Annotated in this window: 10 protein-coding genes; 4 read left to right on the plus strand and 6 right to left on the minus strand. The window is 63.3% G+C overall.

The annotated features are described in order from the left end of the window. Positions 1-2 precede the first annotated feature (2 nt). Positions 3-2081 (minus strand): TonB-dependent receptor, encoded by a 2079-nt coding sequence (locus HLH29_RS07320; RefSeq protein ID WP_338030198.1) that lies wholly within the window; start codon positions 2079-2081, stop codon positions 3-5. Between the two features lie 675 nt (positions 2082-2756). Here HLH29_RS07320 and HLH29_RS07325 point away from each other — a divergent pair. After that, complete coding sequence (locus HLH29_RS07325) at positions 2757-3887, plus strand: LLM class flavin-dependent oxidoreductase (protein ID WP_182965285.1); 1131 nt, start codon at positions 2757-2759, stop codon at positions 3885-3887. Positions 3888-3945: 58 nt separating this feature from the next. On the opposite strand, the gene HLH29_RS07330 is transcribed toward HLH29_RS07325, so the two are convergent. The 3 genes from HLH29_RS07330 to HLH29_RS07340 all read right to left on the minus strand — a co-directional run bounded on the left by HLH29_RS07330 (position 3946) and on the right by HLH29_RS07340 (position 8615). Continuing rightward, positions 3946-4950 (minus strand): ABC transporter substrate-binding protein, encoded by a 1005-nt coding sequence (locus HLH29_RS07330; RefSeq protein ID WP_182965286.1) that lies wholly within the window; start codon positions 4948-4950, stop codon positions 3946-3948. Beyond that, positions 4947-6281, minus strand: a complete 1335-nt coding sequence (locus tag HLH29_RS07335; RefSeq protein WP_182965287.1) for an LLM class flavin-dependent oxidoreductase — start codon at positions 6279-6281, stop codon at positions 4947-4949. The genes HLH29_RS07330 and HLH29_RS07335 overlap by 4 nt, the downstream gene beginning before the upstream one ends. A gap of 216 nt (positions 6282-6497) precedes the next feature. Continuing rightward, positions 6498-8615 carry a penicillin acylase family protein gene (locus HLH29_RS07340; RefSeq protein ID WP_220791421.1) on the minus strand — a complete coding sequence of 706 codons (2118 nt, stop codon included), beginning with the start codon at positions 8613-8615 and terminating at the stop codon, positions 6498-6500. A gap of 384 nt (positions 8616-8999) precedes the next feature. On the opposite strand from HLH29_RS07340, the gene ku (HLH29_RS07345) reads away from it, so the two are divergent. Both ku (HLH29_RS07345) and ligD read left to right on the plus strand, forming a co-directional pair. Continuing rightward, complete coding sequence (ku, locus tag HLH29_RS07345) at positions 9000-9839, plus strand: non-homologous end joining protein Ku (protein WP_182965290.1); 840 nt, start codon at positions 9000-9002, stop codon at positions 9837-9839. Positions 9840-9842: 3 nt separating this feature from the next. After that, entirely contained in the window at positions 9843-12356 is a 2514-nt protein-coding gene (gene ligD / locus HLH29_RS07350) for a DNA ligase D (protein ID WP_182965292.1), read from the plus strand. A 6-nt stretch (positions 12357-12362) separates the two neighbouring features. Here the strand turns inward: ligD and ku (HLH29_RS07355) are convergent, their stop codons facing one another. After that, on the minus strand, positions 12363-13163 hold the full coding sequence (gene ku, locus HLH29_RS07355; RefSeq protein WP_182965294.1) for a non-homologous end joining protein Ku: 801 nt from the start codon (positions 13161-13163) through the stop codon (positions 12363-12365). Between the two features lie 95 nt (positions 13164-13258). Here ku (HLH29_RS07355) and HLH29_RS07360 point away from each other — a divergent pair, with 95 nt between their 5' ends. Then, a complete protein-coding gene (locus HLH29_RS07360; RefSeq protein WP_182965296.1) occupies positions 13259-13567 on the plus strand; it encodes a DUF3175 domain-containing protein in 309 nt (102 codons plus the stop codon). Positions 13568-13594: 27 nt separating this feature from the next. Here the strand turns inward: HLH29_RS07360 and HLH29_RS07365 are convergent, their stop codons facing one another. Next, entirely contained in the window at positions 13595-13900 is a 306-nt protein-coding gene (locus HLH29_RS07365; RefSeq protein ID WP_182965298.1) for a plasmid stabilization protein, read from the minus strand. Between the last annotated feature and the right edge of the window lie 21 nt (positions 13901-13921).

Consider the following 13921-nt stretch of genomic DNA (forward strand, 5'->3'; position numbering starts at 1 on the left):
ATTCAGAATGACATCTTCGCAGAGACGAAGATCGTGCGCGGGTCGGCGAACTGGGCCGACTCATAGATCGGCACGCCACCCGACTGAACGAAGCTTTCGCTTTGCAGGTATCGCTTGTCGAGCAGGTTGCGGCCCATCGCCTGGACGGCCCAGCGCTTGTCGGTGCTGGTCCAGCCTGCCATGGCATTCACATAGGTCTGGGGCGGGAGGCGTGTCTGGGGATTGATGGCCGAACTGATATAGGTGGCGCTCTGATAGGACACGTCGACGCCGACCTCGAAACGGCCCGGCAGGTTGACGGGAATATGGTAGGTCAGAGAGCCCATCGTCTGGAATCGCGGGGAATAGGGCAGCGCAGCGCCATCATAGGGCGTGTTGCTGTAGATCTGACCGCTGGCCAGTTGCGTCCTGCTGACGACGCCCCTGAACTTGTCCAGCACGGCATAGAGGTAGGACGCGGTATAATGGAGTTCGAGATCTTTCGTGATCTGGACAAATGTTTCGATTTCCGCGCCGGCGGAGTGTCCCGTCCCGGCATTGAACCGGTGCGACAGTCCGTTGGACGGGTCCATCACGGTCAGCTGGATATTGTCGAACTGGTTCCAGAACAGGGCACCATTGAAGCGGATGCGTCCGGGGAGCGGTTCCGATTTCAGGCCGATTTCATAGGTCGTGACGATTTCCGGATCATAAGGCGTGGTCGCCTGCAGGCTGCCGAGCGCCGTTGGCGTCTGGGCCCGGAAATCGTAGCCGGCGGATTTTCCACCCTGGGAAATCGACGCGTAGGCCATCAGGTTGGGAAGGGCCTGCCAGTTCAGGACCCCCTTGGGAAGAAGCTGGATCCAGCTGTCGCGCGCCGAGGTCTGCCAGGCCAGTGAAGTGGGCACGCCCCAGTTGAGTGCCGCCAGCGCGGCCGCGGGCGTGGCCAGGTGGGAACCTGGCGCCAGATAGGACAGCGTTTCGGCGTTGGCATGATTTTCCCAGTTGAAACGCAGGCCCGCCGTAAAGGTCAGCTTTGGCGTGATATGATAGCTGACATCGCCATAGACTGCCCAGTTACGGTTGATCTGGTTGATGACGGCCAGGACGGGCATCGTCAGCACGTTGGGCGCGGTGTTGTAGCTGCTCTGGTTGTTGGCCCACCGCTGGGTGAACCAGTTTTCGTACATGAAATACGCACCCGTGTTGAAAGAAAGCCCGTCATAGTCTCCGTGGAGGCGGATTTCCTGCGAGTACATTCTGTCCCGATAATAAAGGTTCTGGCTGACGCGCGAGTAGTAATCACCGTAATTGTCGTACATGCCCTTGTCGTCATATCCACGTATCCCCGTTATGGCGTAAAGGGACAAATGCGGGGAGAGCGTATAGCGAACGTTTCCCGTAAAGCCGGCTTCGCTGTAATTGTTCTTTGGGTAAGCCCGGTTATAGTTGCCGTAAATGTAGGGATTGAGCAGGTTGCCGACGCCCCGGTTGGTGCTGCCGTCCACGGTGCCGTCGAAGGCGATCGTGATCTCCAGATCGTCGGTCGGTGTAAAGCGAAGTTTCCCGCGCGCCTGGGAATAGTCGATATTGTTGGTGTCCTTGCCGACGGTATAGTTATGGTCGATGCCGCCTCTGGCATGCCGTCCGAACGAGAGACTGGCATAGAGCTTGTCGCGAATAAGCGCGCCGCTGACGGTGGCACCGATCTGGTATTCGTTATAGGTGCCGTAGCCTGTCTGAAAAACGGCGTGCCGCTGATTGGTCGGAGTCAGTGTATTGATCCGTATGCCGCCTCCTTCGGACTGATGTCCGGCAAAGACGACGGGGCCACGATCGACCTCGATATCGCCGATATCGAGAAGTTCCTGCATTGTGCCCATATTTCGCGGCAGATAGACGCCGTCGAGATAAGTGCCCACGGAAGGTTCACCCTGCGGGTCGATTTCGCCGATCCCGCGAATGAAGTAGTTATTGACCGAATATCCCGGCATGTTGTTCGGCACGTACAGGTTCGGCGTCAGGCGGGCCAGCTGCCTGGTGTTCTGCACGCCGAGCCGCTCCAGCGTCTGCGCCGTCAGAAGCGACGTAGAGGCGGGCACTTTCTGCAAGTCCTTCGTTCTCCGCGCGCCTTGCGACAGGCCGGTCACCTGTACGGTTTCGGCGGCCTGTCTCCGTGTGACCTCCGGCAGGTGTCTTTGCGTCTGGCCGACGGGGGCGGGAGAAAGGTGATAGGCATGTGCCGTATGCTGTTTGTGCAGTGGCGTTTTCTGTGGCGCTGCATACGCTTTATGGCCCGTGATCGCCAACAGAATGACGCAGCATGTCGTACCCATGCGTTCAGGACCGCACGCAGCCGGATGGCTGCGGAGAAGGGTTTTGAAGCTGGGGCGGCTGCCAGGTGACGACATCACGGATCCTGAAGATTTTATGGATACGAATTGAATCTTGATTGTGTTTTTCAAATGTAGTCACCCTCATCTCGACCGGGCAACGGGCAGGTATATGACTTATTGAAAACTATCCGATAAGGAATATTGAAATGGCGTTTCTGCCTTATGTTCAAGAAGCAGCGCGCATTTGCATTCGTTTGATGCTGTCTTTTCTTTTTTCAAAAAATCACGTTTTTCCTTGGACTTGAAAAGAAATTCAAAAACTGATGTCGAAGATACTATCCTTGAGGAATTTCAATTCCAGACTTGTGTCGTACTATCGGGACAATCCGGTCCTGGGTGACGTATTCTGGAACACCGGAATCCGGTGTCAGGAAATGCGACATGTCTGTGGAATTTATTGGTTATGTCAGCGGGCGCAATCAGTCGGAAACCATGCCGCCCGTCGGCCCTGTGGTCGATCCCGACTATATCGCGGCGACGGCCACCCTGCATGAACAGGCCGGTTTCGATCGGGTCCTGGTAGCGTTTCATTCCACATCGCCCGACAGCATCCTGATCGCGCAGCATGCCGCCGCCGCCACACGGCGGCTGGGGGTGCTGATCGCACACCGGCCGGGCTTTGTCGCCCCGACATTGGCGGCGCGGCAGTTCGCAACGCTGGATCATCTCACGCGGGGACGGGTCGCCGTGCATATCATCACGGGCGGTAACGATGTCGAGTTGCGTGCTGATGGAGACGACACGACGAAGGAGCTGCGCTACGCCCGAACCGACGAATATCTGGAGATCCTCCGGCGGGAGTGGACGTCCCGGGCGCCGTTCGATCACGAAGGCGAATTTTACCGGATTCATGGCGCGCAGTCGCAAGTGGGGCCCTTTCGTCCCTCCGGTATCCCGATCTATTTCGGCGGGGCGTCCGATGCGGCGATCCGTGTCGCGGGGCGCCATGCCGATGCCTATGCCCTGTGGGGCGAAACCTATGACGAGGTTGCGGGAGTGATCGCGCGCGTGCGCGCCGCTGCGGCAGAGCATGGCCGGCCGTCGCCCCGCTTCTCACTGTCCCTGCGCCCCGTCCTTGCCGATACCGAGGACGAGGCCTGGGCGCGGGCCGGGCAGATCCGCGAACGGATTGTTGCGTTGCAGGCCGAGGCGGCGCCGTCAGGCACATCGGCTGTGCTGGATATCGCGGGGAGCAGACCCACGGTGGACAGCTTGCCGACCAACGAGGGCTCGCGCCGCCTGCGTGCCCTGGTCGCCCGGGGCGAGCGGCTGGACAAGCGGCTATGGACCGGCGTCGCCGCCGTGACCGGCGGGCGATGGAACTCGACCTCGCTGGTCGGCACGCCCGATCAGGTGGCCGACGCCCTTCTGGATTATTACCGGTTGGGCATTTCAACCTTCCTCATTCGTGGGTTCGATCCGCTCGCCGATACGTATGTCTATGGACGCGAACTGATTCCGCGCGTACGGGCCCTGGTCGCGGCGGAGCAGACGGCGCAATCGGTTGCCTGAACGGCGCAGGCGCCGAGGGCGAAGGAACATCCGGGAGCGGTCATGGCGCGGGTGCCGTTCAGGGCTGGAAGGTGAAGCTGGAATCGACGATGCTGGCGGTGTCGAGCCGCCGCGGGACCATGCGGGTCTCGGTCATGAAATCGGAGACATGCTGCTGTTTGGCGATGATGTCGGGGGAAAGGGGCGCGACGGTGCCGGCCAGGCCCCTGACGACATCGCGGGCGACGGGAAGCGGCAGGCCGACATCGCGGCCCCAGACCTCGGCATAGATGTCCTGATGCGTCAGCATCCACCGATGCGCGGCGCGGAAACGGCGAAGATAGGTCGTCAGGCTTTCCCGTCTGCCCCGCAGCGCGGCTTCGGTTGCCACGACGTAGCTGAGGCCGCTCATCAGGCTGCCGCCATTGACGATCTCACGCGCGCCATCGGCGATCTTCGCGTCCGAGATATAGGGGCCCCAACTGGCCCAGGCATCGACGGCACCGGTCTGAAGTGCCAGCTTGGCCGAAACCGGCGGGATGAAGACGAATGCGACGTCATCATCCTTCATGCCCGCCGCGCGCAGGGCGGCCAGGGTCAGGTAATGGCCGGTCTGGGCGCGCAGGGTCGCCACGCGCTTCCCCTTCAGGTCGCGCACGTTCCGGAGCGGGCTATCCTTCGCCACGACAATGGCGGTGGTCGTGCCATCGGTCTGGATGCCGGCAATCGCCTTTACCGGCACGCCACCCGCCTGGGCGAAGACAAGGGGCGCGTCTCCAATCACCCCGGCGTCCACGGCATTCGCGGCCAGGGCCTGTATCAGCATCGGCGCACCGGCGAACAGGCTCCATTGCACGGGCAGGGTGCCATTGGCCGTCTTGCCTGCCGCCTCCAGCAGCGAACGCGCACCGCCTTTCTGGTCGCCGATCCGCAGCGGCGTGTCCGCCCATGCGCGAGGCCGCTCCAGTACCAGAGAGGGAAGGAAAGACGCGGCGCCCAGCGTGGCGAGGACCTGTCGACGGGTCGGAGTGGTGGACGCACATGTCTCGATCGTGCCGGTTCCGGTCGCCTCCGGCACGGTCATCCGGCCCGTTTCTTTTTGTCCACCGCATGACGGTTGATCGGATATGACAGGCCGAGATTGCCGCGCAGCGTCGTATGCGCATAGTCGTGGCGGAGGAGCCCGCGTTCCTGAAGGATCGGGACGACCAGGTCCACGAAGGCTTCAAGTTGCCCGGGCAGCGGCTCGAACAGATTGAAACCGTCCGCACCGCCCTGTTCCACCCAGCGTTGCAGGGCATCGGCCACAGTCTGCGGACCGCCGACGAAATCGCCCCGTGGGGTCGCCAGTTCCCTGGCGATCTGCCGGATGGACAGGTTGCCGTGCCGCACGCGCGCCAGGATGCGCTGCGCGGCGCTCTGATTGCTCTGCTGCCCGATCGCGGCAACGTCGGGAAACGGGTCGTCCAGGTCGTAAGCGCGGAAATCATGGTCGCTGAAAGCCCGCGACAGGAAACCGAGCCCGGTGTCCAGCGAGGTCAGGGCGACCAGTTCCTGGTAGAGCCCTTCGGCGTCTTCGTCCGTCCGGCCCACGATCGGCGCAATGCCGGGCAGGATCAGCGGCAGGCCGCCATCCTGCCGCAACCGTGCAGCCCGTGCCTTGACGTCACGGTAATAGGCCTGGGCTTCCTCCAGATCCTGCGGGCCGCAAAAGACCACCTCGGCATGCCGGGCCGCGAAATCGCGCCCGTCCTCCGACGCACCCGCCTGGAAGATGACCGGCTGCCCCTGCCGCGAGCGGCCGATATTCAGCGGGCCCCGCACCTGGAAATACGGGCCGGCATGGTCCAGGCGATGCAGCTTGGCGGGGTCCAGAAAGACGCCGTGTGCCTTGTCACCCACCAGCGCGTCATCTTCCCAACTGTCCCATAGCCCCTGCACCACCGCCAGATGTTCGGCGGCAATGCGGTAGCGGTCATGGTGGGACGGGTGGGCGGCACGGCTGAAATTGGCGGCGGTGTCCCCCAGCCAGGAGGTCACGACATTCCATCCGGCCCGGCCGCCGCTGATATGATCCAGCGAGGCGAATTGCCGGGCCACGTTGAAGGGCTCGGAATAGCTCACGCTCAGCGTGCCCACCAGGCCGATATGCTCCGTCGAGGCCGCCAGCGCCGAGAGGATGGTCAGCGGCTCGAACCGGTTGAGGTAATGCGGGCTCGATTTCTCGTTGATCGACAGGCTGTCGGCAACGAAGAGGAAATCGAACTTCCCCCGTTCCGCCGTCTGCGCCTGCTGGCGGTAGAAACGGATGTTTGTGCTGGCGCGGATGTCGCGGTCAGGGTGGCGCCAATCGTCCCAGGTCCGTCCGACCCCATGGAGGATGAAGCCGAGCTTGATGTACCGATCCTGAGCCATGTCTTGTCCTGGTCTGGTGTCGCGTGCAGCGTGGGCTGTGCGTGACGGCAGAACCAGCGAGAAATCGTCAATGACGTGATGGGTGAAGTTAATCGATCATGCCGTCTCCAACACGTCGCGGCCTGTGACAGGCGTGGCCTTGCCGGGCAGGGGGCAGCCGGTTCACCCGGCCGCCCTGGCCGTTTCTTTCCGTGAAAACAGGGAAGGAAAAGCGCGTCAGCGGAGTTGATCGATATATTCGACGTGCTTCTCCACCTCGTCGCGCGTCAGCCACAGGTCGCGCAGGGTCTTGTTGCTGAGATAGGACAACTGGTCGGTGTGATGTGGCGAGCCCGGCTGGCTGGAATTGCCGTAGCTCAGCAATCCCTTTGCCCTCATCGGGGTGGAGAAGCTGACGAGAGACACCCAGGTTTCGCCATGGAACGGTGTCCGTTCACCGTCTTTCATCGGCCCCCAGGTGATGGTGCGGAAGATTCCGGTGTTCCCGAACCCTCCATTGCCCGGCAGGTTCACATTGCCCAGATGAAAGCGCGAGACCTCCCCCAGGGGCCGATCGATCGCACCATAAAGCCGTCGCGTCTCAACGGCAGCCTGTGCGAGCAGGTCCACGGCCTGCGCCGGGTTCTTCAGGCCCGCCGGGGTGTGGATCGGGTCCTCCAGCGACCATGGCGTTGCGAAGTTCCGGAGGTCGGAAAGTTTCGGGCCCATGAACAGGCGGGCCCAGGTCTCGAACAGAAGGGCGCCTTTGCTGTCGGCGTCATCCGCGCCATCCCAGGCACTCAGGACCCGGACGGCGTCCCTGACATCGCGGCGATTGTCGTGCGCGGCGGCGGCCAGAAGGTCGGGCAATACGCGCTGCGCCATAAGCGCGTGCGTATTGAGCTTTTTCGACACGATATCATCGAACGACATCTTGTCGTTGCCCGCCAGCATCGTCGCCGACATCTGGGCACGGAACGTCATCGGTCCCGTCACGGCGACATAGGCCGGATAGGCCTGAGGGTATAATACGCGCGGATAGGTTGCCACCCACGGCGGGTCGTTGGCATTCTGGACGAAACCGGTCGACGGATCGATGATTTTCGGAAGGTCTTCGTAGCCGACGATGCCCTTGGGGATGTTATCGGATGTGTCGCCGCGAACGTAGTCGTTCCAGTCATTGAAATCCCCGCTTTCATGCTTCGGCAGGATTCCATTGTCCAGATACATGATATGGCCGTCGCGATCCGCATAGACGATGTTGAACATCGGAATCTGCAGCTTCTTGAGCGCCGTCTGGAACTGGTCGAAATCATGCGCCAGCGCCATGTCCCAATATTGCCGGAGCATGCCGGGACGGTCGAGGCCGGCCACATACAGGGCGAAGGAACTGCCATCGGCCCGTTTGAAAACCGGTCCCTGCACGGCGTAATGCTGCGCGAAGCTTTTCGTCGCGACCGTTCCGTCCGGCATCTTCACTTTGTAGGACAGGGTCTTCGTCGTAAAGGCGTGCTTCCTGCCATCCAGACGATAGCCGTCGCCATCGGGCGTCAGCGTATAGCGGGTGGCGCCCAGGATCGTGTTGACGGTGTTGGTGAAGGCGACATCCTGGGTAAACGCGAAGCGCAGGATCGGCAGCCCCACCTGTGTCGCGCCGTAAATGCTGAATCCCGGTCCGCTGATCTGGGCTTCGTAATAGGTGTAGAAGGCCGTGGCCCACGGCAGATGCGGGTTGGCCAGCAGCACCGCGTGGCCGTCGGTGGTGCGTGAGGGGGCGATGGCCCAGGCGTTCGATCCGCCCGCCGCGCGCGCGGGCGGGTCGGGCAGCATCTTCTCTTCGGCGGCGATATAGACGTAATTCATCAGGCGAAGGGCGTGGGCAATGACATCCACGCCGCTGACCGGCAGGACGGGTTTGACGTCGCTGACGATTTCGTTCGGGTGGCTGGCTGCGTAATCGTTGATTCCGCGCGCGAAGGCATCCATGTCCTTGCGGAAATCGGGTGTCTGCTGCGTGTACCAGATCTTCGCGCGGTCATAGACACCATTGGCAAGCAGCCAGCGGTCGGACTCTTCCTCTTTCGGCCCCCAATATTCCGCCGCCCGCCCACGGGCCGTTCCATAAAGGCGCAGCAGGATGTCGGCGTGGCTATGGGCCTGCGCCCATCCGAAACCGTAGAAGGCCCCGGCCTGGGTCCGGGCATAGACATGCGGGACCCCGAACGTATCCCAGAGAATCTCGCCCTGGCCCGTTCCCGTCGCGGGGGCGGCCAATCCCCGGCCGCCCATGGCCAGGGACGAGCAGACAGCACCGAGATAGAGCGCGGATTTCCACTTTTTATGAAGGGAAGGCACAAATATGCTCCTGAACATCATCTGCATGCGTCGTCTTTTGTGTCTGTCGGAGGCAACCCGGACCGGCTGTCAGAAAATCACCCCGACGCGGTCGTAACAATATCCTCCGGTGGAGTGGAAAGGAGAAATCCCGGTATACTGGCCCCGGCCTGGCAAGGCATTGAAGATCCCGTTGGCCGCGAGATACTGATTGAAGAGAGCGTTGGCACTGATCCGATACTGACGAATGTATTGAGATTCAGGGTGATGTCCATATCGGCGATCGGCCGGGGCCGAAGCGCGTCTGGAGCGGCACGCCTGTCCGGCGATCCGCTCGGGCGGCCCGCAACGCTTGTCTGCCCTGGTGCGTTGTTCTGGTGTCCATCTGGACAGGAGGATGTGGCCATGGTTCCGCGGGCAAGCTGGAAGGGCGCGCTCAGGATCGGGAAGCTGACCTGCCCGGTTGCGCTCTTTGCGGCGGTGTCGACGTCCGAACGGATTGCCCTGCACCTGATCAACCGCGAGACGGGGAACCGGGTGCATCGGCATTATGTCGACAGCGAAACCGGTGACGACGTGGATCGGGACGTTCAGGTCAAGGGATACGAGACGAAGAACGGCGACATCGTTCTGCTCGATCCGGAAGAGGTCGCGGCCGCCGTGCCCGACAGCGACAAGATGCTCGCAGTCTCCGCCTTCGTCCGCTGCGAAGAGATCGACGACGTCTATCTGGACCGGCCCTATTACCTCAGCCCTGCGGACCCCGCGGCGGAAGAGGCGTTCGCGCTGATCCGGGCGGGCCTCGATCAGCAGAAGGTCGCGGCACTGGCCCAGACGGTTCTGTTCCGGCGTGTGCGCACGCTGCTCATCAGGGCCTATGGGGACATCCTGATCGCGACGACCCTGAATTTCGATGACGAGGTGCGCTCGTCCCAGGACGCCTTCAAGGACATTCCCGACCACCATATGCCCCAGGAGATGCTGGATCTGGCGGCGCATATCATCGACACCAGGAAGGGCCATTTCGACCCGTCGGCATTCGAAGACCGGTACGAGGCGGCCCTCGCCGCGCTGGTCGAGGCCAAGCTGAAGGGAAGGAAGCCCGCGCCGCCGCCCCGCCCGGCCGAGGGCAAGATCATCAACCTGATGGACGCCCTGCGCGAGAGTGCCGGCGCGGCACGCCCCCCTGCCGGGAAAAAGACCCGGTCGCGTTCCGGGCACACGCCGGGCCGCAAGGCGGGCTGACCCATGGCACTGGAGACCTACCGCCAGAAGCGCGACTTCACCCGGACCCGGGAGCCGGCGGGGGAGGGCAGCCGGGCCGAGGGGCACCGTTTCGTCGTCCAGAAGCATGACGCGCGGCGGCTGCATTACGATTTTCGCCTTGAACTGGGCGGCGTCCTGAAAAGCTGGGCGGTGACCAGGGGGCCGAGCCTGATTCCGGGCGAAAAGCGCCTGGCGGTCCATGTCGAGGACCACCCGCTGGATTATGGGGATTTCGAGGGCACGATCCCCAAGGGGCAATATGGCGGCGGGACGGTGGCGGTGTGGGACCGCGGGACCTGGACGCCGCTCGAGGACGCGGAAAAAGGGTTGTCCAAAGGCCATCTCGACTTCGAACTGCACGGCGAGAAACTCGCCGGGCGCTGGCATCTGGTGCGGATGAAAGGCCGGCCAAGCGACAAGCGCGACAATTGGCTTCTGATCAAGGGCGACGACGAGGCGGCCCGGAGCCCCACCGATCCGGACATCCTCGAAGAGCAGCCCAATTCCGTCAAAACGGGCCGGACGATCGCCGAGATCGCCAACGGCGCGCCGCCAACCGAGCGGACGAAGACAGCGCGAAAAGCAACCGAACCGGCACCGAAAACGCAGAAAGATGCGCCGTCCACCATTCAGGACCCGCAGCAGATCAGGGGGGCAAAGCCCGGCGATCTGCCGGCGTTCGTCGAGCCCGCCTTGGCCACCCTGGTCGCCAGACCACCCTCGGGGCCGCGCTGGATTCACGAAATCAAGTTCGACGGCTATCGGCTGGAGGCCCGGATCGAGCAGGGCATGCTCAAGCTCCTGACACGGAGCGGCCTGGACTGGACCGCGAAATTCGGTTCCGCCGTTTGCGACGCGCTGGCGGCGCTGCCGGTCCAGACGGCCCTGATCGACGGCGAACTGGTGGTCGAAATCCGCTCGGGCGCCAGCGATTTTTCGGCGCTGCAGACCGATCTCAGCGAAGGGCGGACGGACCGTTTCGTCTTCTATGCCTTCGACCTGCTTTACCTGGACGGGCAGGACCTTCGTGCGGCGACATTGACCGACCGCAAGACCGCGCTGCGCCGCCTCATGCCGGAAACGCCCGGTATCCTGCGGTTCAGCGAGGATTTTGCCGATGATGGCGCGCTGGTCATGCGCCACGCATGCCGCCTCGGCCTGGAAGGTATCGTGTCCAAACAGGCGGACGCCCCCTATCGCTCCGGTCGGGGCAGGATCTGGGTCAAATCGAAATGCTCCGCGCGGCAGGAATTCGTCATCGGCGGCTATGTGCCTTCGACCACAGGCCACAAGAGCGTGGGCTCCCTGGTGCTTGGCGTGCATGACGCGCAGGGACTGCGCTATGTCGGGCGCGTCGGCACCGGGTTTTCGGCCCCTGTGGCGGAGGATCTGTTTCGCACCCTGGACGTCACCAGGACGACCGGAAACCCCTTTATCGACCGGCTTTCCGCGGCGGAAGCGCGCGGCGTGCGCTATGTGCGTCCCGAGCGCGTGGCGGAAGTGGAATTCCGCGCCTGGACGGCGGATGGCCGGCTTCGGCATGCTTCCTTTCGTGGTATCCGTGACGACAAGCCAGCAGCGGAGATCGTACGTGAAATGCCCGCGTCGGACCCACCGCCCCGCAGAGCCGGGGCAGAGCAGAAACGCACCGTCGCACTGACCCATCCGGACCGCGTATACTGGCCGGATGCCGGCGTCACGAAGGAAGGGCTGGCCGATTACTATGCCGCCATGTGGCCGCGCATCGCGCCGTTCATCGTCGATCGGCCCCTGGCGCTGCTGCGATGCCCGGAAGGGATCGAGGGGCCACGTTTCTTTCAGAAGAACGCCTGGAAGGGCATGAACGCCCATATCCAGGCGCTGGACGATCCTGCCAGCCAGGAGAAGGAGCATCTGATCGGTATTCACGATCTCGATGGCCTCATGGGGCTGGTGCAAGCGGCGGTGCTGGAAATCCACCCCTGGGGCGCATCCTGCCGCGACTGGGAAAGACCCGACGAACTGGTGATGGATCTCGACCCCGGCGAGGGCGTCGCATGGGCGCAGGTCATCGACGCGGCGCGGCAGGTGCGCGAGCGCCTGGAGGCGTCGGGCCTGACGGCCTTCGTCAAGACCTCCGGCGGCAAGGGGCTGCACGTGGTGGCCCCCCTGAAACCCGAGGCGGACTGGGAGACGGCCAAGGCCTTCTCCCGAACGCTGGCGCAGACGATGGCCGCCGATCATCCGGACCGGTTTATCGCGACCATCACCAAATCGAAGCGTCACGGGAAAATCCTGCTCGATTATCTGCGCAACCAGCGTGGCGCGACCTCGGTGGCGCCTTACTCCACGCGCGCGCGCCCCGGCGCCCCCGTCTCGATGCCGCTGGCCTGGGACGAGTTGGGGGAGATCACCGGATCGGCGCAGTTCACGGTGGGCAATGCGATGGCGCGGCTCTCCTCGCTGCGTACCGACCCGTGGGAGGGATTCCACGCGGCGCGGCATCCGCTCGCGTAACCGGCCCTAGCCTTTATGGCCTTTCGCGGATTTCAGGCTCGCCTTGAGCGCGTCCATGATGTTCACGACGTGATCGGCCGGCGCCGTAGCACTCCGGTTGATCGGCGTCTTCGGCCGGACGCGCCTCTTGGCGTCGATAATCCCTTGCAGGCGCGCCTGTACCGGGTCGCGGATCATGTCCGGGTTCCAGGGCCGCATGCGCTCGCCAATCACTTGCCCGAGCAGGGTGACATCCTGCCGGTCCGGCTCCGGCATCTTGTTCGCCGACACATAGTCGCCCGGGTCGCGAACCTCCTCGCCATAGCGGAGCGTCCAGACCACGATCCCCTTGCCGCGCGGCTCCAGCAGAACGGCATGCTCCCGCCGATACAGCACCAGTCGGGCGATGCCGACCGTGCCCGTATGGCGCATGGCATCGCGAATGACGGCAAATGCTTCCTCGCCGACCTTGTCGTCGGGCATGAGGTAATGGGGCGTATCGTACCAGATCCAGCCGATTTCCCCGGCATCGACGAAGCATTCGATATCGATGACATGCGTGCTTTCGAGGGCAACGGAATCCAGTTCCTCATCCTCCAGCAGCACATACTGGTCGCCCCCGCGCGGGTAGCCTTTCACGAGGTCCTCGTCATCGACCGGCTTGCCGGTCGCGGCGTCACCATATTGCACGACCACACGATGGCCGGTCCTGCGGCTCATCATGTGAAAGCGGATGCGCTCCGTCTCGGTGGTGGCAGGGGTCATGGATACGGCGCAGGTCACGAGGGAAAGCTTCAGATGGCCGGTCCAGAAGAGTCTCGGTGCCATGGCTAGGTCCTCCTTCACACACTGGTTTCCACCACGGGATTGCCCATATCGGAACGGAGGCCACGGCATGCCCGCCTGCGGAAAGGAGCCGTTCCATGACGGCCCGGAAGACTGTCGACCACCCCGCGAGGACGGCACGCTGGTCGGCAGAGGTGACCCACCACAGCGATGCGCTCGACCTCGAGCCCGATATCTTCAAATCCGACGACCCGCACCGCATCGCGGAATCCCTGAAACAGTCCGCCGAGGCCAGCACGCGCCGCAAGGCCACGCCATTTCGTTCTGCCATGTCGATGCTGGTTTTCTACATCAACAGGGCGGGGCGCTCGCTTCCTCCCGAGAGGCGCCGGGTTCTCGACCGCGCCAAGCAGGAACTCCGCCGAGTGTTCGGACACCAAGGCTGAACCCGCACCGCTTCAGATCTCCATGCCCTATTTCTGCGCGTTCTTCCTACGGGTCTCGGCAGCTTTCTTCGCGGACGCCGAGCGTTCCCCGGCCGATCGGTGGGCGGAGGCCGCACCCCCCAGTCTGCCGCCCTTGCGAGACGGCTCGTGCGTCACCTCATGCCCTCGTCCCGAGCCACTCTTCTTGCCGTCACCGGTTTCCTTGTTGACGGTGGCCCATGCCCGGCGCTCGGCTTCCTCCTCGCTGACGCCGCGCTGCTCATAGCTCTGCTCGATATGCTCGGCCTGTCTCTTCTGCTTGTCCGTATAGGCGGACTTATCGCCACGCGGCATGGTTCATGCTCCCGCTCGCAG

It is taken from the genome of Gluconacetobacter tumulicola (assembly GCF_014174215.1).
Classification (GTDB): domain Bacteria; phylum Pseudomonadota; class Alphaproteobacteria; order Acetobacterales; family Acetobacteraceae; genus Gluconacetobacter; species Gluconacetobacter tumulicola.